General features: G+C 66.1%; 24 protein-coding genes and 2 pseudogenes. 16 read left to right on the top strand and 10 right to left on the bottom strand.

Translation table 11 applies throughout. The features are described from left to right. The first annotated feature begins 51 nt into the window (after nt 1-51). The 10 genes from PXD02_RS05790 to PXD02_RS05745 all read left to right on the top strand — a co-directional run bounded on the left by PXD02_RS05790 (nt 52) and on the right by PXD02_RS05745 (nt 10,941). Nucleotides 52-210 (top strand): DUF7697 family protein, encoded by a 159-nt coding sequence (locus PXD02_RS05790; protein ID WP_473092058.1) that lies wholly within the window; start codon nt 52-54, stop codon nt 208-210. Further along, nucleotides 203-2,620, top strand: coding sequence for a phage tail tape measure C-terminal domain-containing protein (locus PXD02_RS05785; RefSeq protein WP_275105950.1), 2,418 nt, complete (start codon nt 203-205; stop codon nt 2,618-2,620). Before PXD02_RS05790 ends, PXD02_RS05785 begins: the two co-directional genes overlap by 8 nt. Next, a complete protein-coding gene (locus PXD02_RS05780) occupies nt 2,620-3,246 on the top strand; it encodes a DUF2460 domain-containing protein (protein WP_275105949.1) in 627 nt (208 codons plus the stop codon). Before PXD02_RS05785 ends, PXD02_RS05780 begins: the two co-directional genes overlap by 1 nt. Continuing rightward, nucleotides 3,243-4,127 (top strand): DUF2163 domain-containing protein, encoded by an 885-nt coding sequence (locus PXD02_RS05775; protein ID WP_275105948.1) that lies wholly within the window; start codon nt 3,243-3,245, stop codon nt 4,125-4,127. The genes PXD02_RS05780 and PXD02_RS05775 overlap by 4 nt, the downstream gene beginning before the upstream one ends. Beyond that, complete coding sequence (locus PXD02_RS05770) at nt 4,124-4,570, top strand: C40 family peptidase (protein WP_275105947.1); 447 nt, start codon at nt 4,124-4,126, stop codon at nt 4,568-4,570. The genes PXD02_RS05775 and PXD02_RS05770 overlap by 4 nt, the downstream gene beginning before the upstream one ends. 9 nt (nt 4,571-4,579) lie before the next feature. Then, the gene (locus tag PXD02_RS05765; RefSeq protein WP_275105946.1) at nt 4,580-8,545 is read left to right on the top strand and encodes a baseplate multidomain protein megatron; all 3,966 of its coding nucleotides are present in this window, start codon (nt 4,580-4,582) and stop codon (nt 8,543-8,545) included. 8 nt (nt 8,546-8,553) lie between these two features. After that, nucleotides 8,554-9,630 (top strand): DUF2793 domain-containing protein, encoded by a 1,077-nt coding sequence (locus tag PXD02_RS05760; RefSeq protein WP_275105945.1) that lies wholly within the window; start codon nt 8,554-8,556, stop codon nt 9,628-9,630. 20 nt (nt 9,631-9,650) lie between these two features. After that, nucleotides 9,651-9,863: a DUF6127 family protein gene (locus PXD02_RS05755; protein WP_275105944.1), complete on the top strand. Its 213-nt coding sequence runs from the start codon at nt 9,651-9,653 to the stop codon at nt 9,861-9,863. Between the two features lie 149 nt (nt 9,864-10,012). Continuing rightward, nucleotides 10,013-10,687, top strand: coding sequence for a YcbK family protein (locus PXD02_RS05750; RefSeq protein WP_275105943.1), 675 nt, complete (start codon nt 10,013-10,015; stop codon nt 10,685-10,687). Continuing rightward, a complete protein-coding gene (locus PXD02_RS05745; RefSeq protein ID WP_275105942.1) occupies nt 10,684-10,941 on the top strand; it encodes a hypothetical protein in 258 nt (85 codons plus the stop codon). Before PXD02_RS05750 ends, PXD02_RS05745 begins: the two co-directional genes overlap by 4 nt. A 197-nt stretch (nt 10,942-11,138) precedes the next feature. Here PXD02_RS05745 and PXD02_RS05735 read toward each other — a convergent pair whose 3' ends face one another. The 10 genes and pseudogenes from PXD02_RS05735 to PXD02_RS05690 all read right to left on the bottom strand — a co-directional run bounded on the left by PXD02_RS05735 (nt 11,139) and on the right by PXD02_RS05690 (nt 21,465). Next, complete coding sequence (locus tag PXD02_RS05735; RefSeq protein WP_275105941.1) at nt 11,139-12,284, bottom strand: cation:proton antiporter domain-containing protein; 1,146 nt, start codon at nt 12,282-12,284, stop codon at nt 11,139-11,141. Between the two features lie 57 nt (nt 12,285-12,341). Beyond that, nucleotides 12,342-12,611: a thioredoxin family protein gene (locus PXD02_RS05730; RefSeq protein ID WP_377707386.1), complete on the bottom strand. Its 270-nt coding sequence runs from the start codon at nt 12,609-12,611 to the stop codon at nt 12,342-12,344. Next, nucleotides 12,595-12,891, bottom strand: a pseudogene (locus tag PXD02_RS05725) (rhomboid family intramembrane serine protease); the annotation flags it as partial. The pseudogene PXD02_RS05725 and the gene PXD02_RS05730, both read right to left, overlap by 17 nt. A gap of 41 nt (nt 12,892-12,932) precedes the next feature. Further along, on the bottom strand, nt 12,933-13,493 hold the full coding sequence (locus PXD02_RS05720; RefSeq protein ID WP_275105940.1) for an NADH dehydrogenase ubiquinone Fe-S protein 4: 561 nt from the start codon (nt 13,491-13,493) through the stop codon (nt 12,933-12,935). Nucleotide 13,494: 1 nt separating this feature from the next. Continuing rightward, nucleotides 13,495-14,115, bottom strand: a complete 621-nt coding sequence (locus PXD02_RS05715) for a hypothetical protein (RefSeq protein WP_028720451.1) — start codon at nt 14,113-14,115, stop codon at nt 13,495-13,497. A gap of 208 nt (nt 14,116-14,323) precedes the next feature. Further along, complete coding sequence (locus tag PXD02_RS05710) at nt 14,324-14,971, bottom strand: HdeD family acid-resistance protein (RefSeq protein WP_275105939.1); 648 nt, start codon at nt 14,969-14,971, stop codon at nt 14,324-14,326. Continuing rightward, entirely contained in the window at nt 14,968-16,140 is a 1,173-nt protein-coding gene (locus PXD02_RS05705; RefSeq protein WP_275105938.1) for an RNA polymerase sigma factor, read from the bottom strand. Before PXD02_RS05705 ends, PXD02_RS05710 begins: the two co-directional genes overlap by 4 nt. Nucleotides 16,141-16,217: 77 nt before the next feature. Beyond that, nucleotides 16,218-19,124, bottom strand: coding sequence for an ATP-dependent Clp protease ATP-binding subunit (locus PXD02_RS05700; RefSeq protein WP_342759678.1), 2,907 nt, complete (start codon nt 19,122-19,124; stop codon nt 16,218-16,220). A gap of 63 nt (nt 19,125-19,187) precedes the next feature. Beyond that, the gene (ftsH, locus tag PXD02_RS05695) at nt 19,188-21,020 is read right to left on the bottom strand and encodes an ATP-dependent zinc metalloprotease FtsH (protein ID WP_275105936.1); all 1,833 of its coding nucleotides are present in this window, start codon (nt 21,018-21,020) and stop codon (nt 19,188-19,190) included. A 16-nt stretch (nt 21,021-21,036) separates the two neighbouring features. Next, nucleotides 21,037-21,465 (bottom strand): MarR family winged helix-turn-helix transcriptional regulator, encoded by a 429-nt coding sequence (locus PXD02_RS05690; protein WP_144863637.1) that lies wholly within the window; start codon nt 21,463-21,465, stop codon nt 21,037-21,039. 201 nt (nt 21,466-21,666) lie between these two features. Between PXD02_RS05690 and PXD02_RS05685 the strand changes: the two genes are divergently transcribed. The 6 genes and pseudogenes from PXD02_RS05685 to PXD02_RS05660 all read left to right on the top strand — a co-directional run bounded on the left by PXD02_RS05685 (nt 21,667) and on the right by PXD02_RS05660 (nt 25,693). Beyond that, nucleotides 21,667-22,092, top strand: coding sequence for an Hsp20/alpha crystallin family protein (locus PXD02_RS05685; protein ID WP_036751099.1), 426 nt, complete (start codon nt 21,667-21,669; stop codon nt 22,090-22,092). Nucleotides 22,093-22,106: 14 nt separating this feature from the next. Further along, complete coding sequence (locus tag PXD02_RS05680; protein ID WP_144863638.1) at nt 22,107-22,505, top strand: Hsp20/alpha crystallin family protein; 399 nt, start codon at nt 22,107-22,109, stop codon at nt 22,503-22,505. A 20-nt stretch (nt 22,506-22,525) separates the two neighbouring features. Next, the gene (locus PXD02_RS05675) at nt 22,526-23,017 is read left to right on the top strand and encodes an Hsp20/alpha crystallin family protein (protein WP_144863640.1); all 492 of its coding nucleotides are present in this window, start codon (nt 22,526-22,528) and stop codon (nt 23,015-23,017) included. Nucleotides 23,018-23,132: 115 nt separating this feature from the next. Continuing rightward, nucleotides 23,133-23,567, top strand: a pseudogene (locus PXD02_RS05670) (phosphate-starvation-inducible PsiE family protein); the annotation flags it as partial. 109 nt (nt 23,568-23,676) lie between these two features. Then, nucleotides 23,677-24,738, top strand: coding sequence for a S1C family serine protease (locus PXD02_RS05665; RefSeq protein ID WP_275105935.1), 1,062 nt, complete (start codon nt 23,677-23,679; stop codon nt 24,736-24,738). Nucleotides 24,739-24,748: 10 nt separating this feature from the next. Further along, on the top strand, nt 24,749-25,693 hold the full coding sequence (locus PXD02_RS05660; RefSeq protein ID WP_144863645.1) for a zinc metalloprotease HtpX: 945 nt from the start codon (nt 24,749-24,751) through the stop codon (nt 25,691-25,693). Nucleotides 25,694-25,904: the final 211 nt, after the last annotated feature.

Below are 25,904 nucleotides of genomic sequence, written 5' to 3'. Positions count from 1 at the left end.
GAGGGTTGGCAGGTCTGGGACCTGGTCGGCCGCCTCGGCGGACAACTCCGCGTGTTGCCCGGCGCGGTGATCGGCTGGGACATGTCGGCGGCGCTGGGGCTCGGTGACGCGCTCGGCGTGCCCCCGCTGGCCATGGCCGAACTGCTGCCCGTCATCGAAGCGGTGATGGTCGCCAAACTCAACGAACAGATGGATCATTCCAATGGCTGAGAAGCGCGTTTCTGTCCGCCTCGCCGCCGTGGGCGGACGGCAGGTGCGCGCCGAACTGGAAGGTGTTGGCGAGGCCGGCGCGCGCGGCTTCGGCCGGCTGAGCCGGGAGATGGAGGCGGCGAACACCCGGCTCGCTGGCTTCGCGCGTCGGGTTCGCGTCGCCGCCGCTGCCGCCGTGGCGGCTGCCGCAGCCGCTGGCGTGGCGATGATCCGCTCCGGGCTGCAGACGGTCGATGCGCAGGCCAAGCTCGCCCAGTCGCTCGGCACCACGGTCGCCTCGATCCAGACGCTGGAGCGCGCGGGCGAGCTGGCGGGCGTTTCCATGTCCGGCATCGAGCAGGCCACCAAGGATCTGACGCGCCGTCTCAGCCAGGCGGCCGCCGGGACCGGCCCCGCCGCCGATGCGCTCGACCGGCTCGGGCTCTCGGCGAACGAGCTTATCGCCCTGCCGCTGGATCAGCGGGTCGGCGCGATCAACGCGGCCATCGAGAGCTTCGTGCCCGTCGCCGAACGTGCGGCCGTCGCGGGTCAGCTGTTCGGCGAGGAAGGCTCGATCGCCATGTCGCGGATCGACACGGCGACGCTGCGCCAGGCGACAGAGGACGTGCTCGCTTTTGGTGTGGTCGTCTCTGAACAGGATGCCGACCAGATCGAGCGGACGAACGACGCGATCTCCCGGCTCGGGCTGATCTGGCGCGGGTTGTCGAACCAGCTGGCCGTCGCCGCGGCCCCCGCGCTGGAAGCCGTCGCCAACGCCATGGCGGCGGTTGCCAGCCGCACCGGGCCGCTCGGCATCGCCATCCGTGGCCTCTTCGACAACATCGGCCGCCTGACCACCTATGCCGCGACCTTCGCCGCCTTCCTCGCGGGACGCTGGGTCGCCGGCATGGCCGCTGCGGCGCTCTCGGTCCGGGGCCTCGCTACGGCGCTGGTCGTTCTGCGTGGGGCGCTGATCCGTACCGGTATCGGCGCGCTGATCGTCGGTGCGGGCGAGCTCGTCTACCAGTTCACCCGTCTCGTCTCCGGCGCGGGCGGCTTTGGAGAGGCGATGTCGCTCCTGAAGGACGTCGCCGTCGAGGTCTGGGAGCGGATCAGGATGGGCGCGGCGGCGGCGGGTGCGGCCGCCACGGCGATGTTCTTCGATCTGAAGGCCGACGCCGCCTCGGGCATGCAGAGCGCCATCGAGAGCGTCGTCGGTTTCGGGAACACCGCCGCGAACACGTTCGAGGGGGCCTACGAGACCATCAAGGCGATCTGGGGCCTGCTGCCCGCCGCCATCGGCGATCTGGCGTTCCAGGCCGCAAACAGCCTGGTCGACGGCGTCGAGGCGATGCTGAACGGCGTGGTCTCGCGCATCAATGGCTTCATCGGCGGCATCAACCAAGGGCTCGAAGCGCTCGGGTCGGAGCGGCGCATCACGCTGGTGCCCGACCTCGACCTCGGTGAGATCGAGAACCGGTTCGAGGGCGCGGCCAGTGCTGCCACGACAGCGGCGCAGGCAGCCTTTGATAGGGCTTTCGAGGACAACCCGCTGACCGCGCCCGACCTTGGTCTGACCGACGCGGCGAACCGGGCGCTCGAGTCCGCCAACCTCTATAGGGGCGCCGCGCGCGATCTGGCGGAAGGGGCCCGCGCCCCACTCGAAAGCTGGCAGGCCCTGCGCGATGCGGTGCGCGGCACCGACGAGGCGAGCGCCGATGCGCTGACCGAGGCCACAGGCGCGGCCGAACGGCTGGAGACGGCGCTTGGTGAAGCCGGCCGCGCCGCGACAGGTGCAGGCGCGGCGGCCGGAGCTGCCGCCGCTGCGGCAGAGCCCGCGACCGAGGCCGCCGTCACCGGCTGGCAGGCGGTCACGGCGGCGCTGTCGGACTACGCCAGCAAGGCGCGCGAGATCGGCGGCGACATCGGCCAGAGCCTCGTCGGCGCCTTCCAGTCGGCCGAGAACGCGGTGGGCCAGTTCGTGAAGACCGGCAAGCTCGACTTCCGCGATATGGTCACGTCGATGATCGCCGATCTCGCCCAGCTGGCGGCGCGGCGGTTCATTCTCGGGCCGATCGCCAACGCGCTCTCCGGCGTGTTCTCCGGGGCGGGCGGCATCTTCGCCAGCGTCCTGCATGCGGGCGGCATGGTCGGCTCGGCTGGGTCGTCCCGCATGGTCCCGGCCATGGCCTTCGCCGCAGCGCCGCGCATGCATGGCGGCGGCATGGCCGGACTTCGCCACGACGAGGTGCCCGCGATCCTGCAGCGCGGTGAGCGGGTTCTGTCGCGCCGCGAGGCCCAGAGCTACGGCGCAGGCGGCGGGGTCAACGTCACCATCATGGCCCGCGACGCCGAGAGCTTCCGGCAGTCCCGCACGCAGGTTGCGGCCGACATTGCCCGTGCGGTCTCGCTCGGGCGGAGGGGCATGTGATGGCGTTTCACGAGGTTCGGTTCCCCGACAACATCAGCCGCGGCGCGCGGGGCGGGCCCGAGCGGCGCACCCAGATCGTCGAGCTCGCCTCGGGCGACGAGGAGCGGAACGCCAGCTGGGCCAACTCGCGCCGCCGCTACGATGTCGCCTACGGCATCCGCCGCGCCGACGATCTGGCGGCGGTGGTCGCCTTCTTCGAAGCGCGCAACGGTCGGCTCCACGGTTTCCGCTTCAAGGACTGGGGCGACCACAAGTCCTGCCTGCCCTCGGGCACGCCGTCGCCCACCGACCAAGCGATCGGCACAGGCGACGGCACGACGACCGCCTTTCAGCTGGTCAAGCGCTACACCTCCGGCGCGCAGTCCTGGACACGCGCCATCACGAAGCCGGTGACCGGAACCGTGCGTATCGCGCTGTCGGATGTAGAGCAGCTCTCCGGCTGGTCGGTCGACGTCACGACGGGCCTCGTCACCTTCGCTGCGGCGCCGGGCTCTGGCGTCGCGATCACCGCGGGCTTCGAGTTCGATGTGCCGGTCCGCTTCGACGCCGATGCGCTCGACGTGACGCTCGACCTCGAGCGGCTCGGCTCGATCACCTCCATCCCGCTGCTGGAACTGCGCCGATGAAGACCCTCGACCCCGCGATGCAGGCCCATCTCGACGAGGGCACGACCACGCTCGCCTGGTGCTGGCGGATCACGCGCGCCGATGGCGTCACCTTCGGTTTCACCGACCACGACCGGACGCTCAGCTTTGACGGGACCGACTTCGAGCCCGCGAGCGGGCTCACGGCCTCCGAGGTGCGCTCCGGCTCCGACCTGTCGGTCGATGCGCAGGACGCCGAAGGCGTGCTGACCTCGGACCGGATTACCGAGACCGACATCCTCGACGGCCGCTGGGACAACGCTGAGGTCGAGGTCTGGCGCGTGAACTGGGCCGACACGGGCCAGCGCGTGCTGATGCGACGCGGCGCCATCGGCCAGATCCGGCGCGGGCGGCTCGCCTTTGTGGCCGAGGTGCGGTCGCTCGCCCATGTGCTCGGCCAGACGGTCGGGCGGACCTTCCAGGCGACCTGCGATGCCGCGCTTGGCGATGCGCGCTGCGGCGTCGAGCTGGAGGCTACCGCCTTCAAGGGAACCGGCGCCGTCATCGATCTCCTGCGCGACCGGGCCTTCACCGCCTCGGGGCTCGGCGGGTTCGAGGCGGGCTGGTTCACTTTCGGCACCATCGAATGGACCAGCGGCTCCAACGCGGGGCGTCAGGCCGAGGTGCTTGGCCACGACGCGACGGACGGCGTGGCGATCCTGACCCTGCTCGAAGCGCCGGTGCGGGGGATCGCAGAGGGCGACGCCTTCATCATCCGCGCGGGCTGCGACAAGCGCATGGAGACCTGCGGGGCGAAGTTCGCGAACACCGCCAACTTCCGGGGTTTCCCGCACATCCCCGGCCAGGATGCCGTTCTGCGCTACGCCACGAAGGATGGCGGGCACGAGGGAGGCGTGCTGTGACGCAACCCCTCGCATTGGCCGACCCCGCCCGCGTCATCGCCATCGCGCGGTCATGGCTGGGCACGCCGTACCACGACCAAGCCAGCCTGCGCGGTGTCGGCTGCGATTGCCTCGGGCTGGCCCGCGGCGTCTGGCGCGAGGTCGTCGGTCCCGAGCCGTTCCCGATCCCGCCCTACAGCCGCGATTGGGGCGAAACCGGGCCGCGCGAGGTGCTGGCCGAGGGCGCGCGGCGGATGATGATCGAGGTGCTGCCCGCCGAAATCGGTCCCGGAGCACTGCTCCTCTTCCGGATGAAGCCCCGGGCCATCGCCAAACATGTCGGGATCCTCACCACGCCCGCCGCCTTCGTCCACGCCTACGAGCGGCTCGGCGTGATCGAGGAGCCGCTCACCCAATCCTGGCGGCGGCGCATCGCCTTCGCTTTCCTGTTCCCGCAACGCTGAGATCCACACATGGCCACCCTCGTTCTCGGCGCCGTGGGCACCGCCATCGGCGGCTCGATCGGCGGCAGCATCCTCGGGCTGTCAGCCGCGACCATCGGCGGCTTTGTCGGCTCGACCATCGGCTCCGCCGTCGATGGCTGGATCGTCTCCTCGCTCGCGCCGGCGCAGCGCATCGATGGGCCGCGGCTCGACACGCTGCGCATCACCTCTGCCACCGAGGGCGCGGTTATCCCGCGGCTCTACGGCCGCATGCGGATGGGCGGCAACATCATCTGGGCGACGGATTTCCGCGAGGAGACGAAGACCACCACGCAGGGCGGCGGCAAGGGCGGCGGCGGCGGCAAGGTCAAGACGACCGAGTATCTCTACTATGCGAGTTTCGCGGTCGCGCTCTGCGAGGGCCCGATCACCGGCATCGGGCGCATCTGGGCCGACGGCAAGCCGATGGACCTCTCCGGCGTCACCTGGCGCTGGTATCCGGGCGACGAGGCACAGACGGCGGACCCGTTCATTGCGGCCAGGATGGGCGCGGCCAACACTCCCGCCTATCGCGGCACGGCCTATGTGGTGTTCGAGGAACTGGCGCTCTCGACCTATGGCAACCGCCTGCCGCAGCTCTCCTTCGAGGTGTTTCGTCCGTTGGCCGATCCCGACACCGCCGAGGGGCTGATCCGCGCCGTCACCATGATCCCGGCATCGGGCGAGTTCACCTATGCCACGCAGGCCATCCGCAAGACGGATGGTGGTGCGACGCAGGCAGAGAACCTGAACGCGCTGGCCGACTCCACCGACATGGTGGAGGCGCTGGACCGGCTGCAGGCCATGGCGCCCGCGGTCGAGGGCGTCAGCCTCGTCGTCGCCTGGTTCGGCGACGATCTGCGCGCGGGATCCTGCAAGGTGCGGCCCGGCGTCGAGGTGTCAGCCAAGTCGACCACGCCTCTGTCCTGGTCGGTCAACGGCGTCAGCCGCGCCAATGCCTTCCTCGTCAGCCGCGACGATCAGGATCGCCCGGTCTATGGCGGCACGCCGTCCGACTTCGCCGTCGTGCAGGCCATCCGGGAGATGAAGGCGCGCGGGCTGCGCGTCACCTTCTATCCGTTCATTCTGATGGACGTGCCGCCCGGCAACGCGCTGCCGAACCCGTATTCCGACAATGCTGCCGAGACCGGCCAGGCCGCATTCCCCTGGCGGGGGCGGATCACCTGTTCCCCCGCAGCGGATTATGTGGGATCGGTCGACAAGACCGCCGCCGGCGCGGCACAGGTTTCGGCGCTTTTCGGTACGGCGACGCCAGCGAGTTTCAGCGTCTCGGGCCAATCGGTCGTCTGGACCGGCCCATCGGGCGATTGGGGCCTGCGGCGGATGGTGCTGCACTATGCCCATCTCTGCGCCGCCGCAGGCGGTGTGGACGCCTTCCTGATCGGCTCGGAAATGCCGGGGCTCACCACCATCCGCTCGGGCGTATCCACCTATCCGGCCGTGCAGGCCTATCGGGATCTGGCAGCTGATGTCCGGTCCATTCTGGGCACTGGAACGAAGATTGGCTACGCTGCCGACTGGTCGGAATATTTCGGGCACCAGCCGAGCGATGGCAGCGGCGACGTGTTCTTTCACCTCGATCCGCTCTGGGCCGATCCGGAGATCGATTTTGTCGGGATCGACAACTACATGCCGCTGTCGGACTGGCGGGACGGGTTCGACCATCTCGACGCCGCCGATAGCTGGCCCGCGATCTACGATCGGGCGTATCTGCAGGCGAACATCGCGGGTGGCGAAGGCTTCGACTGGTTCTACGCCAGCGCCGCCGATCGGTCGGCTCAGGTGCGAACGCCGATCACCGATGGTGCAGCGGGAAAGCCGTGGGTCTTCCGCTACAAGGATCTGCGCGCCTGGTGGTCGAACCAGCATTACGACCGCCCGGGCGGGGTGGAGAGCGCGACGCCGACGGCATGGGTCCCGCAGTCGAAGCCGATCCGGTTCACCGAACTCGGCTGCCCCGCCATCGATCGTGGCACCAACCAGCCCAACGTCTTCTTCGATCCGAAGTCCTCCGAGAGCTTCACGCCACATTTCTCGCGGGGCTGGCGCGACGATGCGATCCAGCGCGCCTATCTCGAGGCGAGCTATCTCTGGTGGGGCGAGGCTGCGAACAATCCGGTGTCCTCAGTCTATGGCGACCGGATGGTTCATGTCCCGGAATGCGCCGCCTGGACCTGGGATGCACGGCCCTATCCGTTCTTCCCGGAACTGACCGGCGTCTGGACCGACGGTCCGAACTGGCGGCTCGGCCACTGGCTGACCGGACGCCTTGGCGCGGTCTCGCTGGCCGCCCTCGTGCGGCACCTCTGCCTGCGGGCAGGCATGCCCGAGGATCGGATTGATGTCTCCGGGCTCTGGGGCGCGGTCGAGGGATATGTCATCGGCGCACTGGAAAGCCCACGCGCCTCCATCACCACGCTGTCGCGGCATTTTGGTTTCGACGCCGTGGAGACCGAAGGGATCATTCGTTTCGTGATGCGTGGCCGGGCGTCGGTCTTGACCATCGACCCCGATCACCTCGTAGCTACCCGCGAGGGTGACGTGCTGGAACTGATCCGCAGCCAGGAAACCGAGCTGCCGCAGGCGCTGAAGTGGCAGATCGCCCGCGCCGACGAGGATTACGACACCGCGCTAGTCGAGGCGCAGCGCATCACGGTCGACACGACGCGGATCACATCGGAGAGCTTTCCGATGGCGGTGCCGCCCGAAGAGGCGGAACGCCGCTGCCGTCGTGCGCTACTCGAGGCCTGGACCGGGCGCGAAAGCGCAGCCTTCCGCCTTCCACCCTCGCGGCTGGCTCTCGATCCCGCCGACGTGATCCGGCTCGCCCATGACGGGCGGGAGATCGAGTTCCGTCTCGTCTCCGTCGCAGATGCCGAGGCGCGCAGAGTGGAGGCGATCCGCCAGGACCGCGCGACCTACGATCTGCCGCCGGGCGATCCGCGTGCCGCCTCGCTGACGCGCCCGGTCGTGTTCGGAGCGCCCGACGCGATATTGATGGACCTGCCGCAACTGAGTGAGGATCAGCCTGCGCATCGTCCCTTCGTCGCAGCCCATGCCGTTCCATGGCCCGGCGAGATGGCGGTGTTCCGCAGCGGCTCGTCCGATGGCTTCGAGCTGCTGACCACCTTCGGCGGTCGGGCACGGATCGGCGTCCTGGTTTCGGATTTCTGGCCGGGACCGACCTCACGCTTCGATCTCGGCAACGTGCTGGTGGTAGACCTGCTTTCGGGCACGCTGGAGAGCGTCACCGATCTGGCGCTGTTCGGCGGCGCCAATGCACTTGCCGTCGAGAGCGCACCAGGCATCTGGGAAATCGTGCAGGCGGGGGCGGCCGAACTGATCGCACCGGGGCGCTATCGTCTGACCCGGCTCCTGCGCGGCCAGCGCGGTACGGAAGGCGCCATGGGCAATCCGGTCCCAGCCGGGGCGCGGGTCGTGGTGCTGGACGAGAGCATTGCCTCGCTGCCGATCGCCGAGGCCGATCTCGGGCTTCCCTGGAACTGGCGCATCGGCCCGGCAAGCCGTCCGGCCAGCGACGAGACCTATCTTGCCACCACCTTCACGCCCGAGGGCGTGGGGCTCCGGCCGTTCTCGGTCGCTCATGTCGAGCAGCCATGGCGAAGACCCCGGACACCGGGCGATCTCACGATCCGCTGGACCCGCCGTTCACGATCCCTCTCGGCCGACAACTGGGGCGCCGGCGAGGTGCCGCTCGCCGAGGAGGTCGAAGCCTACGAGGTCGAGATCCTCGATGGCCCGGCCGTCAAGCGAACCTTGGCCGCCGCCAGCACCAGCGTGGTCTACACCGCCGCCCAGCAGTCCGCCGACTGGGGCGCGCCGCTCGGGTCTGGCGACACGCTGACCGTCCGCATCTTCCAGCTCTCCGCCCTGATCGGGCGGGGCATGCCCAAGACCGTCACACTGACATTCTGAGAACGCCCATGTCCGATGCCACCACCCATCTGCTTCTGCCCTACATTCGGGCGGCGCAGGCACAGAAGCATGTCACCCACAACGAGGCGCTGCGGCTGCTCGACGGACTCGTCCAGCTCTCCGTCCTCGATCGGGATCTGACGGCGCCGCCCGGCAGCCCCACCGACGGCGACCGCTACATCGTCGGCTCTGGCGCCACCGCGGCGTGGGCGGGCTGGGATCTGAACGTCGCGCTCTGGACCGACGGTGCCTGGCTTCGCCTTCCGCCGCGAACCGGCTGGCGGGCATGGGTCGAGGACGAGGGCCTGCTGCTGGTCTACGACGGGTCTGATTGGGTCGGCACCACGCCCAGCCAGTTGCAGAACATGGCGCTCCTCGGCATCGGCACGACAGCGGATGGGTCGAACCCGTTCTCGGCCAAGCTGAACGCCGCGCTCTGGACCGCGAAGACCGTGGCCGAGGGCGGCACCGGCGATCTGTTCTACACCATGAACAAGGAGGCCGCTGGCGACGATCTCGGGCTGACGCTGCAGACCGGCTTCGTGACCAAGGCGCTGCTGGGCCTCTTTGGCTCCGACCGGTTCCGCCTCGCAGTCTCCGCCGACGGCAGCACCTTCTTCGACGGGCTGAGCGTGGACAACGCCACTGGCATCGTCGACCAGCCCCGGCTGCCCCGGTTCAAGGCGTACACCAACTACGACAACTATGTCGGCGTCGGCACCTGGACGAAGATCGGGCTGAACAATACCGACTACAACGATCAGGGCACCTTCGACGCCGCGAACAACCATTTCGTGGCCCCGGTCGACGGCACCTACCTCTTCGGCGCGACGCTGCTTTACAAGGTCAACGCCAGCACGTCCGCACGAATGAGCGGCCGGTTCGTGCTGAACGGCACGACGGAAATCCGCGGCTCCCTCGGCGAAATCTCCGCCACCCACGTCTCGCTCGCCACCGCGATCTGGCTGCAGACCATGGTGCCGCTCACCGCGGGCGATACCGTCGAGCTGCAGGGGTACTTCCGGGTCGCGGACGGCTACTTCGCCGCCGATCACACGTCCTTCTGGGGCTGCAAGATCGGCTGAGCGGTGGAAGGAGGATCCCGATGACACCACCCCGATCCGACGGCTTCGTCCGCATGCCCGACGCCGAATTCGAGGCGATCCTGACCCGGGCCGCCGAGGAAGGCGCGAAGCGCGCGCTCGCCGATGTCGGTCTCGACGGCGACGAGGCCGCGCTCGACATCCGCGATCTAGCTCGCTCGTCGACTGCATCCGCCTGGTGCGCCGCACCGCCATGCAGACCGCCGTCCGCATGATCACCACGGGCGTCATGCTGGCGCTGCTCGCGGGCATCGCCATCAAGCTCAAGATCTTCGGCGGCAGCCCGTAGCCGCGCCCCATCCCCATTCATCAGCCCGCAATGACCCGCCCTCGTGGCGGGTTTTTTTTCGTTTCGGAGAACCCCATGACCACGACCTTCTACGACCACTGGCGCGACGTCCCCGTGAGCAGCTGGCGCTGGCCCAACTTCTCGCCAGCCGAGATCGCCTGCCGGGGCACTGGCAAGCTGCTCATCAACGAACCCGCGCTCGACAGGCTGCAGGCGCTGCGCGACCGGCTGGGCAAGCCGCTGATCGTCCGCTCCGCCTATCGCAGCCCCGAGCACAACCGTGCCGTGGGCGGCGCGACCCGCTCCAAGCACCTCGACGGCGCCGCCTTCGACATCGCCATGGCGAACCACGACCCGGTGGCGTTCGAGGCGGCGGCGCGGGAGGTCGGATTCCTCGGCTTCGGTTTCTACCCGCGCTCGGGCTTCATCCATGTCGACCTTGGACCCGCCCGGCAGTGGGGCGAGCGGTTCCCGGTCCGGGCGACCGCATTTGCAGCCGAGACGCCGCCCGCGCGCGAGGTGCTGGCTGACAGCCGCACCATGAAGGGCGGCGGCGCAGCCGGTGTGGCGACGCTGGGTGCCGCCGGGGTCGAGGTGGCTCAGAGCGTCCTGGCGGAGACCCAGTCCGCGATCCTGCCGCTCGTGCCGTATCTCGACACACTGCGCTGGGTGTTCATCGCGGTGGCGCTCGCCGGCATCGCGGTCACGATCTACGCTCGGCTCGACGATTGGAAGAAGGGGCTGCGATGATCGCCGCGCTCCTGACCGGGTTCGCCGCCCGCCCGTGCATGCGGGTAGCTCTGCGCTACGGCGCCATCGCGTTCGCCGTGCTCCTGTTCCTGCTTTCGCTTCGGCGCTCCGGGGGGCGAGCGGGACGCCTCGCCGCACGCCTTGAAACCATGGAGAAGGCCAATGACGTCCAACGTCGGATGCTGGAAGCGGCGGCTCGCCGTCCTCGCGATCACCACGAGCTTGCTGAACGGATGCGGGACGGTTCGTTCTGAGCATGGCAGGCTCGCGACTTGCCCGCCCGTGGTCGAGTATGGCCGGGAGTTCCAGGCGCGGGCAGCCGACGAGCTCAATCTGCTGCCGGAGGGATCGGCAATCGTTGAAATGCTCGCCGACTACAGCGTCATGCGGGATCAGGCTCGGGCGTGCTCTTAGTAAACTGAGCAGTATAGTTATCTTTATGTTTGCCCTACTAAACCTTTAGCCCCGCCCACCTGACCATAAGCGTCCCGGCCAGCATGCTCACGCCAATCGCGAGGAGTAAAGGACCAGCGAATTCCTCTGCAACAATGCCCGATGTCGAGGAAACCGACAGCAGCATGAGACTAAACTCGCCCCCATGAGCAAGAATGATTCCAGTTCGCCATGAAATCTGAAGCGACTCGCCGAATAGTCGGGCGACGGCCATAACAATCAGCGTCTTGCCCACGAGAAGAATGACAAGCCAGATCAGTACTACACGCCATGCAGATGGAATGATCCAAAGTGGCAATTGCGTCCCGATGCCGACAAAGAAAATCCCGACAAACAGATCGCGGAAGGGCCGAATCTCGTTCTCGACAGCATGGCGCGCGTCGCCCTCGCCGATGATCATCCCGGCCGCGAATGCGGCGAGTGCCGGAGAAAGGCCGGCGGTGGCCGCGACAATCGCAGACCCTAGTACAATGGTGAGCGCGAGAAGCTGGGCAAGTTCCGGATCGCCACGCGACGCTACCCAACGGGCCAGCAACTGCAACGGGCCACGGGCAATGAACAGAGCTGCAACCAATGCCGTTGCACTGGCGACGACCGTTATCACGCCATACCCTTCGGCGGCTCCACTCATCGAATCGTGCAGAAGCAGGAATGCGACAGCTGCCAAGTCTTGAAACAGAAGCACTGCAATGGCCAGACGCCCTTGGGCCGATCCCAGAGCGTTCGCGCTTGCGAGCACCTTGAGGCACATGGCCGTGGATGACATGGCAACGGCCCCGCCGATGAGGATTGCGGGGACGGGCGCGAGATCGAAGATCAGACTCGCTATCAACGACACCGATATCGTCGTGACTGCAACCTGCGCGGCTCCAAGACCGAAGACATGCTTCCTGAGCGTTACGAGCTTCTCGAACGAGAATTCCAGGCCAAGAGCGAACAGCAGGAGTACTACTCCGATCTCGCCGATGCTGCTCAGGGCAGCGTTTTCGGCGATCAGGCCGAGGCCGGCAGGTCCGATGACTATGCCGGCAAGAATGTAACCGACGATACTGGGCACGCCGATCCGTGAACATATCGTCACGAGCACGAACGCGGCAAAGACCAACAAGGCCGCACTTTCAATAAATCCGGTCACGCCATGCATGTTCTTGTCCTTCTTCTCCTGATGGCATGGCGCAGGTAAGGCCAATACCTGTAAACTCTAGACGTGCGACCGCGCCCACTGCGCTATCTGCGCGGCAGGCATTGCACCGCTCGTCCTCGCGATTTCCTTGCCGCTCCTGAACAGGATCATGGTGGGAGTGCCGCGGATCCCGTAGCGGCCGGCAATCTGCTGTTCGGCCTCGGTGTCGAGCTTGCCCAGGCGGACATGGGGTTCGAGCGAGCGCGCCGCCGCCTCGAACTGGGGCGCCATCATCTTGCATGGCCCGCACCACTCGGCCCAGCGTGAATCTACCCGGTCCGAGCCGATCTTCGACGGCGGGGCCGAAGATCCACAGCGTCCACATGTTCAGTATGAGGTGCAGCCAGCCCCCGTGCAGAAAGATGTTGGTCAGGAACGGGGTCCAGTCCGACGGGGCGACGAGGCTTAGTTCCCCGAAGAAGCGCGAGGGAACCAGCGCGAACTCGAACAGGAACCGGTCCAGCACGCGCGGCGGCAGGCCGCTCTGGCAGAGGAAAGCGAGAAGGCTGATCCCGACGACTGACCAGACGGCCACGGGGGGTATCTGCGAGCAACGGTATCGGCCCATGGAAACATCTCATTTCCCCGAGCGCATGCAGCTGGCCGTCATCACGTCGTCTTTCTTGCAATTGTCACAGCCGTCCACGCCGGAGGATCAGAGGCGGGGAAGGATTCGAGCGAGGCTTCGAGGACCGGATCGAAACTCTCCCTGTCGCTGGTAGACGGGTCGGCCGTGCTCTCATGCTGGACGCCTCTTGAGAGGCGGCGATCGGGGCGGAACGGGACCCGGAAGGCTCCCGGAGCATCGACGCCCCTGTGCAGCCGGTGGCGCGTCTCCCCCGCCCACGGGTTCGCCATCCGGGCCCCCCCAGCGTCCTCGCGCACGACATAATGCCAGTCCTGCCGCTCTGCGAAGTCCACGGCGCTGTCGCGATCCGGAAACTTCAGCCGGATCGGACGATAGGGATCGCCGCTTGCCGTCCATCCCATCAGCGGCTCGATCTGCGGCGGCCGGGACGGCTCGAACTCGAGAACCCAGTAGCTGGGCCGGGGCGCCGATGTCATCGCGGAACGCGCCGGGCGGTAGATGACCGCGGTCGGCACGTCCCAGGATGGCAGATCGGTTCCGGGAATTTTCGGCGGGAATGGTGGACGATTATGGCCGCGCATATCAGTTCTCCCGGGTGTCGGTGGATACGAGAAGGTGACGTTCGAGATCGTCGAGTTTTTCCATTCGCCTCGAATTCAGGCGAACGGCGCGTTCGATGTTCTGCGAAGGAAAGGCAGCAGCGTGCAGGACGTCCGACCGCATCGCTATCGTGAGATCGGCGACGGCATTCATCACGCCCTCTCCGTCCCCGTCCGAGAGCGTGCCGTCAGCAAAACCGGACTGCAAGCTCTCCAGTACCTGCTCGAAGCTGGACACGACCCCTGCACTCGCGACCACAGCCAGCTTGTGGCTGAGAACACGCAGTTCATCGATCAGCTTCGCATCGTGCCTTGCGGTTTCCACGATCTCTGCGACCTTCTCGATGCAGGCCATGTAAATGTCGCATTGCTGCTGGAGGATGATGACCCTTCCTTCCTTGCGAAGCTCGAGATCGGTCTGGCGATTGAGAAGCGCCGCGGTCAGAATGATCGTCACGACAGCGCCGAGAAAGATGAGCGTCATCTCCTGCGCGAAAGGCAGCGTGTCTTCGGCAAGATACATCGAGCGAAAAAGGAAAACGATGCCGATGCCCAAGGCAGCGGCCGCAGCCGCAAGTGCCAAGTCAGGCAGGCGGTTCGACATCAGCACCTCGCATTTTCGGTATCAGGGGGCATGCACGGCCTTGCATCGGCGCACGCCTCTGCGTCCGGGTGCCGCAGGAAGATCGGCGTCGGACCGCTGCCGAACGGATTGAAGCCGGCGCTAAGGCAACGGTCGAAGATCGTTTCGTCCCATCGGGTGAAATCGGGCTCCTCGCCGGCAAGTCGCCCGTCATCCACCACAGGGCACCTCACGCCTTTGCCGATGGGGGAGCGTCATCGAAGGCCGCACCGTCCGAACGATCCGCCTTGCGAAGCCGTAGCCCGAGGAGGATCATCATCACCCCGAAGACCGCGGCGTAGAAGCCGATCAGCCAGCCGAGCGCGAGGAAGCTTTCGACCGGGCGCGTCAGCAGCATCCAGGTCACGACGACACCGAGAACGACCGAGACGAGGCCGCTCAGGATCAGCCAGATCTCGCCCTCGATTTCCTTGCGCAGGCGGATTGCTGCCGCGATCTCGAGGGCACCCGAGAACACGGACCAGAATGCGATGCTGGCCCAGAGGAATGTCGCAAGCACAAGCGTCGCCACGAACGGCGAGAAGACCACGACGACCCCCGTGGCGATCCCCAGAATGCCGCTGAACATCAGCCAGCCCCAGCGATCGCCCCCGCGGATGTTGCGGACGGCGGCGACGAGGCCGAACACGCCATCGGCGAAGGCGAAAGCGCCGAAGACCAGCGTCAGAGCAAGCAGCGACTCCGCAGGCATGAGGAAGGCGAGAACCGCGATCACCAGCGCCAGGACACCGCGCAGCACGAACAGCCACCAGTTCCCGGACAGGCTGCACAGCATGTCCTGCATCGTGTCGGATTGTTTTGCAGAGGTTGTCGTCATTGGTCCATCTCCTGTTCAGGTTTCAACTCAGTAGTACCGATTGTCTCCGCGCCGGCCAGGGCGGCCACCACGCGGCGGCGGTCCTCGACCGGCTGAGGCAGACACTGCGTCCGGGCAATTTCCCTTTCCACGGGCGCGCGCCCCGATGCCTCGCCGATCAACCCGGCCTCGACCAGCGTGCCGCGCAGTGTCTCCGCCGCGTTCTCTGCAATCTTCAACACTTCCGCCTCAGTGAGACCCAGGAGGTGCGCCGTCTCCGCGATCGTGGCGTCTTCCAGGTACATCCGATAAAGGACGCGGCGCTCGACCGGAGCAAGATCTGCGATAGCCCGGTGCAGTGCCATGGCGATATCATGACGATCCACTTCGGTATCGGGGTCTGTGCCGCCGTCGTCGGCGATGAGGTCCTCCAGCATCAGCACTTCGTCGGGCTGGTAGAACTCGAACATCGCCTGATCCGCCTCGGTCGGATCCTCCGCCGGGGCCTCGGGTTCCGCCTCGATCGAGGCGGCATCCTCGGGCACCGCGCGGCGCGCAGCCTGCGCCTCGGCCTCGATGGTCTCAAAAGCCAGCCGTTTCAGCCAGTCGCCGACGGAAAACTCCGAAGGCCGATCCTCGAAGCGGGCCAGCCCCTTGAGGATCGTCGCATCGAAGAGACCGCGAACGCTCAGATATCCCTCCGGCACAGACCCGCTACACTCGAGATAGGTCAACTCGCGCCTGACGGTATCGTAGACCGTATCGAGATGATCCTCGATCAGGTCGAAGAAGAGTTGGCGCCGGTCCGCTTCCGCCGCATCCCGCGCGGACGGCAGCGGGGCGCCGATCCGGCGCCGGCGGGCGGGACGCTTGTATTCAGACTCGTGCTTGAGGCGCGCCACATGCCGGTCAACCCGCTGGCGCAGGTCGGCAAAGGCCTTGCGCAGGACAGGCTCGATCTCAAACCCCTCTTCCTGTGCCGCGATCACGCCCGAGGGCAGTTGCAGGCGCAGGCTGACCTGGATGCGCGTCTTGCCCCTCGTCTGGGAGGCGACGACTTCGAGCCGGACCAGATCCTCGCGGAAGCGTACAAGGTGCGGTTCAAGTTGCCGCACCTCTTCCTCGATGACCTCAGGCGCGCGCTGTTGGCCGTGCCGGTCGAGATTGCGGAATGATCTGATGACGTTCATGCCGTGCACCTTCCTATAACTCTCCGAAGAGATGGTCCGGCGCGACCGATATCGCGCCGGGCCAGTCTTTTGCGCTGTCACTCGGCGGACTTGTCGTCCTTGGACTGCACCTCATCCTTGGCCTCGGCCGGGACGTCGGGCGTCGGAGCGTGCGCCTTTTCTTGGGCAACTTTGCCGGACTCGTCGATCCCGGCCTTGGCCTGATCGTCCGGGCTGTCGTCACCGGTGTCCTTTGCGATCTTTTCGAACACGACCTTCTGCTCGTCCGCCGACCAGGCGACGCGGACCTTGTCACCATCCTCGATCCGCCCGGAGAGCATCTCGCGAGCCAACTCGGTCTCCAGCTCCGACCGGATCAGCCGGCGCAGCTCGCGGGCGCCGAATTCGGGGCGGAAGCCGACCGCGCCGAAGTGATCCACGACGCTCACGTCGAACTCGAGCTCGACGCCCTGGCCGAGGGCGGTCCGTTTCACCCGGTTCAGCTGCAACCCCACGATCTGGCGGATTTCCGACTGGTTCAGCGAGTGGAAGACGATGATCTCGTCGATCCGGTTGATGAACTCTGGCCGGAAATGACCGCGCAACACCTCCATCAGCTCGGACTTCTGCTTTGCCTCGTCGAACTCCTTGGTGCCGCGCTTCTTGAGGTTGCGCTGGATGATGTCCGAACCGAGGTTCGACGTGGCGATGATGATGGTGTTGGTGAAGTCCACCACGCGCCCCTTGCCGTCGGTCAGCCGACCGTCGTCGAACACCTGCAACAGAATGTTGTAGACATCCGGGTGCGCCTTCTCGATCTCGTCGAGCAGCACGACCGAGTAGGGCCGACGGCGCACCTTCTCGGTCAGTTGCCCGCCTTCGTCGTATCCGACGTAGCCGGGAGGCGCGCCCACCAGCCGGGCGACCGAGTGGCGCTCGCCGTACTCGGACATGTCGATGCGGATGATTGCGTCCTGATCGCCAAAGATTACTTCGGCGAGCGTCTTGGCCAGTTCCGTCTTGCCAACCCCGGTCGGCCCGAGGAAGAGGAATGTCGCGGTCGGGCCGCGTCCCTCGCGCAGTCCTGCGCGCGCCAGGCGCACCGCATCCGCCACGGCGCGGATGGCCTCTTCTTGGCCGATGACGCGCTCGTGCAGCTTCTCCTCGAGCTTGAGGAGCTTGTCTTTCTCCTCGGTGGTCAGCTCAGTGACCGGAACGCCGGTGATCTTCGAGACGATCTGCGCGACATGATCGGCGCGCACCTCGGCGGTGGCGGAGGCCTGGTCGCGCTTCCAAATCTCCAGAAGCTCGTCCAGTTCCTTCTGCTTCTGTTCGAGTTCCTTCTTCAATTCCGCTGCCCGGTCGAATTGCTTGCGGGCTGCGGCATAGTCCTGCTCGCGCTTGATCTGCGCGACCTCGGCCTCCAGCTCCTGGACGTCCACGGGGCGCGCTGTGGCGCTGATCTTCACACGTGCGGCGGCCTGATCGATCAGGTCGATCGCCTTGTCAGGCATGAAACGGCCAGTGATGTAGCGGTCCGAAAGCTCGGCCGCCGCGACGATGGCCTCGTCGGTGATCGTCACCTTGTGGTGCGCCTCCAGCGTGTCGCGCAGACCGCGCAGGATCATGATGACCTGAGCCACCGTAGGCTCCTCGACATAGACCGGCTGGAAGCGACGTTCGAGTGCTGCGTCCTTCTCGATGTATTTCTGGTACTCGTTGAGCGTTGTCGCGCCGATCAGGTTCAGCTCGCCCCGCGCCAGCGCCGGCTTGAAGGTGTTGGCGATGTCTAGACCGCCTTCGCCACCGCCCTGACCGGCGCCGACGATGGTATGGATCTCGTCGATGAACAGGATCAGACTGTCCTTCTCCTCGGTGATCTCCTTGAGGATCTTCTGCACCCGCTCCTCGAACTCGCCCCGATACTTCGACCCGGCCACCATCGAGTTGATGTTGAGTTCGACCAGCCGCTTGTCGCGCAGCGCCTCTGGCACTTCCCCTGCGACGATCCGTTGTGCAAGTCCCTCGACGATGGCGGTCTTGCCCACGCCAGGCTCGCCGATCAGCACCGGGTTGTTCTTTTTCCGGCGGGCCAGCACTTCGATCGTCGTCTCGATCTCACGGGCGCGGCCGATGACGGGATCGAGCTTGCCCTCGCGGGCGAGCTTCGTCAGGTCACGGCTGAACTGGTCCAGATCGGGCGTGCTGGAAGGCGCCTCCACGCGGCCTTCCTCGGCTCCCTTGCCCACGACCTTGGTCACCTGCTGGCGAAGCGCCTGCGGCGTGAGGCCGTACTTGCGCAGGATAGACGCGGCCAGGCCCTCGCCCTCCTCGGCGAGGCCGATCAGCAGATGCTCGGGGCCGACATAGGAATGGCCGAGTTCGTTCGAGGCGATGAAGGCCCGGTTCAGCGCGTCCTTCAGGCGAGGACTGACGCCGATTTCGCCCTCCGTCTTGGCCTCTCCACGCTTCGCTTCCTTCTCGATCTGGCGCCGCAGATCGTCCACATCGACCTTGAACTGTTCCAGGATCGTCTTGACGACGTCGGACGAGGTCAATGCCAAAAGCAAATGTTCGGTATCGACCTCGCTGCGCCCGAACTCTCCGGCCTTCTGTGCGGCATCCTGCAACAGCTTGTTGCCCTGTTCGCTCAGCCGGTCAGCGATGGTGCGTCCACCGCCGCGCCGCGATCCACGCCGCGGGGCACCCTCACCGAAAGTGGCGTCGACGACATCGTCATCGCCGTCACCCATGGAGCCGAGCGTGCCGCCCCGCAGCGGGCTGTCGCCGAGAAGGCTGCCGAAACCGCTATCGCCGAAGAATTCGTCGAAAAGGGAATGCCGCCCGAACAGGGACTCCAGCGGCGATGCGCTGCGGCCCGACCGGCGCACCATTTCACGGTAGTGCTGATCGCACAGCTCCATGTTCTGAACTCTGCCGTTCACCGAAGCGCGCACGCGCGCCGTCGCCGGGCGACCGCAAATATCGCAAGTTCCATTTGCCATTTTTGCTCTCCGTTTCTTTATCCAGTCAGGGTTGTCCGCCGATCATCTGCGTCAGTTACGGCGTCACGCAGCGACCGCTTCCGTTCTTTTCACCTGGGACCCAATTGCCACCAGATCGGGCTCGTCCAGTGTCTCGCGTTGCAGGAGATCCTGCGCCGATTGCTCGAGCAGCGCCCGGTTGGCTTCGAGAAGCGAGAGGGTGCGCTTGAACACGCCATCCACGATGTCGCGCACCTTCGCGTCCATCCGCTCGGCAGTGGCGTCGCTGTAGCGGCGGTTCAGCCACGACGACTGGTCGCCGGTGCCGAGAAAGCCGGGCCGATCGGTGTCGTAGCTGACATGCCCGAGGTCTTCGTCCATCCCGTACCGCGCGACCATGGCGCGGGCGATATCGGTAGCCTTGACCAGATCGTCGGCCGCCCCGGTCGAGAGGTGGTCGTAGACGATCTTCTCGGCCGCGCGCCCGCCGAGGAGGACGGCGATCTTGTTCTCCAGCTCCTCGCGCGTCATCAGGAAGCGGTCCTCGGTCGGGCGCTGGATGGTGTAGCCGAGCGCGCCGATGCCGCGCGGGATGATCGAGACCTTGTGCACCGGATCCGTGCCGGGCAGAGCCATCGCCACCAGCGCGTGCCCCATCTCGTGATGCGCCACGATCTCGCGTTCGCGCGGATTGAGCACGCGGTTCTTCTTTTCCAACCCTGCGATGATGCGCTCGACGGCATTGTTGAAGTCGTCCATCGTCACCGCATCCGCCTTGCGGCGCGTGGCGAGCAATGCTGCCTCGTTGACGAGATTGGCGAGGTCCGCCCCGGAAAAGCCGGGAGTAAGCGCTGCGACCTTCTCGGCATCGACGTCCGGGGCGAGCTTCACCTTTTTCATGTGAACGCCGAGAATCTGCACACGTCCCTTCTTATCCGGCCGATCCACCAGCACCTGCCGGTCGAAGCGTCCCGCACGCAGCAGCGCGGGGTCGAGGATCTCTGGTCGGTTGGTGGCGGCCAGGAGCACGATGCCCACCGAAGGGTCGAAGCCGTCGAGCTCGGTCAGAAGCTGGTTCAGCGTCTGCTCACGCTCATCGTGGCCGCCAGCGATCTGGCCGGAGGAGCGCGCCCGCCCGAGAGCGTCGAGTTCGTCGATGAAGATGATCGCCGGCGCGGATTTCCGGGCCTGCTCGAACAGGTCGCGCACCCGTGCGGCACCGACGCCCACGAACATCTCGACGAACTCCGATCCCGAGATCGAAAAGAAGGTCACGCCCGCCTCACCCGCCACCGCGCGGGCCAGCAGCGTCTTGCCGGTGCCCGGCGGCCCAACGAGCAATATGCCTTTGGGGATATGTGCGCCCAGCTTTCCGTATTCGGCGGGGTTCCTGAGGAACTCCACGACCTCCTCGAGCTCGGCCTTGGCCTCGTCCACGCCAGCCACGTCGGCGAAGCTGACGCCGGTTTCTTTTTCCATGTAAACTTTGGCCTTGCTGCGGCCGACCTGCATGAACCCGCCGAAGCCCTGCTTGTCGGCGAACTTGCGGAACAGCAGCATCCAGATTCCGAAGAAGACAAGCGCTGGCGCTACCCAGGAAATCAGCGTGCCGAGAAAAGTGTTTTGCGGAACGCCAGTGATCTCGATACCTGACCGGTCTATCCGCTCCAGGATTGCGGGATTCACTACGGTCGTCACAAACTGCTTCTTGCCGTCGACCGGTTCGGCGAAGGTGCCTGTGATAGTGTCTGCCCCGACCGCGACAGAGGAAATTTTCCCGTCAGCGAGATACTTCTCGAACTGGCTGTAGCTGATCGGCGCGACGGATTGCCAGCCGGCGATCAGGTTCTGGATGAAAAGCACGGCTATGAAAGCCACCACCCAGTACCAGATGTTGTATTCGGTCTTCCTTTCCATACCTATTCGCCCCCCTCTAGCGTAAAAGCCGCGACTTGATCCGCTCGAGCAGCGCCAGCAGAATGCGCCTTTCGTCCGCCGACAGATCCTGCAGGATTTCATCTTCGAGCGCCGACTGCCGCGGCGCGAGTTCCTCCAGCATCGCCCTGGCCTTAGGTGTTGCCGTGACGATCTGCGACCGCCGGTCGTCGGGCGAGGGCCACCGCTCGACCCAACCGCCCTGTACCATGCGATCGACGAGCTGGCCCGCAGTGGCCCGGCCTACCTCCAGCCGCCCGGCCAGATCGCCGATGGTCAGCCCGGGCGAATCCTCGACATGTGTCGCCGCCATCCAGGACAGGCGGGTCAGGCCGCTGTCGCCGATCTCGTTGTCGATCCGCTGCTGGATGAGCTGCGCGACCCGGTGGATCGTCGTCCCGATCAGGGCAAGATCAGAAGAGATCATGGGTATCCTTCCTCCACTGCATGAGAAACAGGATAGACTGCTCTCCATCCAAGGCGCAATGCATGCACCATATATGCTTGCATAATAAATGGGACCGCCTATCTTGATAGGCGGTCTCCGAACCCACATCCGGCCGGCACCGTTGCCCGGTCCGTCCATGCCGACGGTTCGGGGGCATCGATCAGCAACAGGAGGCCAGCAATGCTCTACCCGACATATCTGCGCCGCAGCGATCCCTTCGCGCTGATGCGCTCCATGATGCGCGATCTCGACCGTGGTTTCTGGCCGCCGTCCCGCGCGGCGTTCCCGGCGGTGAATGTCTGGCAAGGCCCTGAGGCCGTTGGAGTCACCGCTGAACTTCCCGGCATCGAACCGGGCGACATTGAGATTTCGGTCAAGGACAGCGTCCTGACCCTTTCGGGCGAACGCAAGGCGCCCGAGGTTCCCGACGGTGCGCGCTGGCACCGCAACGAACGCGGTTACGGCAGGTTTTCCCGCGCTATCCGCCTGCCGTTCGCGACCTCGGATGACAAGGTCGAGGCGAGGATGACGAACGGCGTATTGCGGATCGTCATCTCCCGGCCCGAGGAAGAAAAGCCGAAGAAAATCGAGATCAAGGCAGCCTGAGAAGAGCTGGCACGATGAGCACCGACATCACGCAAGCCGCCGAAAAGACGCCGACCGACTCGCCCGAAACCACCGGCGACGGACGCATCTACCGCCCGTTGACCGATATCGTCGAGACCGATCAGGGCGTCTCCATGATGCTTGAAATGCCTGGGGTCGCTCCCGATGCGGTCGAAATCACGCTCGAAAATCGCGTGTTGACGATCCGCGGCAAGGTTGACCCGGTGCGGCCGGAAAACCTCGAACTTGCCCATGCCGAATATGGCGAGGGCGATTTCGAGCGTGCCTTCACGCTTTCCGAGGACTTCGACCCCGACAGGATCGAAGCCGAGATGCGTGGCGGCGTCCTCACCCTGACGCTCCCCCGAGCCCCTGAAGCGCAGCCGAAAAGGATCGTCGTCAAGGGCGCCTGAAAACCGAAGGAGACCATATCATGCAGATCAAAGACTTCATTCCCTGGGCGCGCAAGGACGGCGCGCCAGATGCCAAGAGCGGCGAAGACAACCCGATCGCGACACTCCAGCGCGAAATGAACCATGTGTTCGAGAACTTCTGGAACAAGGTCGGTCATTTCGAATGGCCCTGGGGCAGCGGCGAAGCCAAATCCGACATGGTCGAGACCGACAACGCGATCGAAGTGTCGATCGAGCTGCCGGGCATGGAGATGAAGGACATCGAGGTGACAGTTAACGATGACATGTTGACTGTGAAGGGGGAGAAAAAGATCGAGCGCAAAGAGGAGAAGAAGGGATACTATCTCTCCGAGCGCAGCTACGGCGCGATCTACCGGACAATTCCGCTCCCTCCCGGTGTGGATGGCGAAAAGGCGCAGGCATCCTTCAAGAACGGGGTTCTGACGATCAAGCTGCCCCAGACTCCCGAGGCGCAGGCGAAGGTCAAGCGCATCGAGGTCAAGAACGGCTGATTTGCCACATTGGGTGTCGCCGGTTTGCGGCGTCCCCTCCGCTCCTTGCGATATCGCACCGTCTGGAGAAGCCCCGGGGAGCTTGTCTCTCCGGGGCGGCCTTCGAGAGGCAATCATGAAAGACTTGCAACGATCCGGGCTGACCCGTGAACAATGGTCGGCGATGACGCTCTACGAGAAGTTCGAGCAAGTTGTCATCTTCGTCCTCAGCGTCATCATTGCGGCGATCGTCGTGGCGTCGGTCTGGGCGCTGATGCGCGAAGTCGTGAACCGCCTGGTTCTGGGGGCATTCGACACTCTCGATTACGCCACCTTCCAGGTGGTGTTCGGCATGATCTTCACCGTGGTGATCGCGCTCGAGTTCAAGCGCTCCCTTCTTGTTGCGACCGAACGCAGCTTCGGGATCCTCCAAGTCCGCACGATCGTGCTGATCGCGCTCCTCGCCGTCGCGCGCAAATTCATCATCCTGGACCTCGGCGAGACGGAGCCGGCAAAGATTGCCGCACTCGCCGCCGCAGCGCTTGCACTGGGCGCTGTCCACTGGCTGGTGCGCGATCAGGACCGGCGCGAGCAGCACCATGCCGGAACGGCGGCAGGCGGGGGTGACCGGGTGCTTCCATGCGCGGCTCGTTGCGGCGACCGCGGCCGCGCTCGTCCTGATGGTGGCCTGGCAGAGCCTGCCGATCCTCCAGTCCGCCATCCTCGGCCGCTTCGCCGAACCGCGCACCGTAGCGCCGCGGGGCGATCTGGCCGCCTCCGAACAGAGCACCATCGCGATTTTCGAAGCCGCCCGCGACAGCGTCGTCTTCATCACCACGGCCGAACGGGTGATCGACCCCTGGACCCGCAACGCCTATGACATCCCGCGCGGCAACGGCTCGGGCTTCGTCTGGGACGAGCTCGGCCACGTGGTGACGAACAACCATGTCATCGCCGGGGCGAGCGGCGCGACCGTGCGCCTGGCCGACGGCCGCGCCTATCCCGCGCGACTGGTCGGCCGCGCCCCCGAGCACGACCTTGCCGTCCTGCACATCGGGGTGGGCGCGGACCGGCCGCCGCCGATCCCCATTGGCACCAGCGGCGATCTGCGCGTGGGCCAGAGCGTCCTTGCCATCGGAAATCCCTTCGGGCTCGACTGGACGATGACGACAGGCATCGTCTCTGCCCTCGGTCGCGAGCTTCCGGGCGAGGGCGGACCGCCGATCCGGGGCCTGATCCAGACCGACGCGGCGATCAACCCCGGCAATTCGGGCGGACCGCTGATCGACAGCGCCGGGCGGCTCATCGGCGTCAACACCGCCATCTTCAGCCCCTCGGGCGGCAGCGCCGGGATCGGCTTCGCGGTGCCGGTCGATACCGTCAACCGGGTGGTGCCGCAGCTGATCGCGCGCGGCCGCTATGACCCGCCGCGGCTGGGCATCCTGACCGATCCCCGCATCGATGCTATGATCGCGCGCGAGGGCGGGTCTGGTGCTCTGGTCCTTGGTGTGGAACCGGATAGCCCCGCAGCCAGTACCGGGCTGATCCCGGCGCGGGTGTCCCAGGACGGACTGATCGTCGTAGGTGACCGTATCGTCGGTCTCGGCGCCTCGAGGATAGGTGATTCGCGGGATTTATTCGCTGCTCTCGAAGAGTATCGGCCGGGTGACAGGGTCGAGTTGCACATCCAGCGCGGCGCACAGCTCCTGCGTCTCGAGATCACGCTTCGCCAGCCGATGTAGGACGGGCGACATGACGACCATGCTGATCCGGCACCGGCTGTTGAACCTTGTCCAGTCTGCGCTTCTGCTGACCCTCATGGCGGCCATCGCCTGGGTATCGGTGACTGCGGTCCTCGGTGCGCAGGCCGGTCTCCTCGCGGCGCTCGGCATGCTCCTGGGCCTCGCGTTCGCGCCCGACCTCTCGCGGCGGATGCTGATGTCGGCCTACCGGGCGCAGCGCCTGACCGCACGTGAGGCGCCGGGCCTCGTCGCCACCCTCGCCGAACTGGCGCGCCGCGCCGGCCTGCCGCGCATCCCCGCGCTCTATCGCGTGCCGAGCTCCCTGCCCAACGCCTTCGCCATGGGCAGCCCCGAGGACAGCGCGATCTGCGTCACCGACGGGCTGCTCGGGCTACTTGACGGGCGCGAACTGGCCGGTGTGCTGGCCCACGAGGTCGGCCATGTCGCCAATCGCGATCTCTGGCTCATGGGGCTGGCGGATGTAATGTCGAGGCTCGTGTCTCTGGCAAGCTGGATCGGACAGTTCCTGCTGATCCTCAACCTGCCCCTTGTCCTTGTCGGCGCCGTCCATGTGCCCTGGCACATCGTGCTGCTGCTCATCCTTGCCCCCACCCTGATGACGCTTGTCCAGCTTGGCCTGTCTCGGACCCGCGAATATGATGCCGACCGGGCCGCGGCCGAGCTGACCGGCGACCCGGAAGGCCTCGTTCGCGCGTTGCGCAAGCTCGACCGTCAGCTCGGCCGCTTCTGGGAAGAGATCCTGCTTCCCGGGAGGCGGATGCCCGATCCATCGCTGCTTCGGACGCATCCGCCGACCGACAGCCGGATCCGCAGGCTCCGCGAACTGGCCGCGCGCAGGACGGCCCCGATCCCGCCCCTCGCAGACTTTCCGAGCGACAGGTTTCGTGCGCCGAAGACGGCGCCCCGCTTCCGAAGCTTCGGCCTCTACTGGTAGGAGACGGCAGCGGTCCGTCTTTCCCTGTGACGGCCAGCGATGGCAAAGAAGCAGAGAAGGTTGGATATCAGACCCATCCCCTCCGCCACTTGCCCTCGCGAAAACGTTCTCCCGATCCGGCTACGGCCGGATTTTTCCGTTGTTTTCGAGGGTTATACGGAAGGGGCTGAGCACTGGCCTCAGCGCCAAGGGGCTCGGAAGCGGTCTCTCA

This window comes from Paracoccus sp. S3-43 (assembly GCF_029027965.1).
Classification (GTDB): Bacteria; Pseudomonadota; Alphaproteobacteria; order Rhodobacterales; family Rhodobacteraceae; genus Paracoccus.
This window is presented reverse-complemented; position numbering and strand designations above follow the sequence as displayed.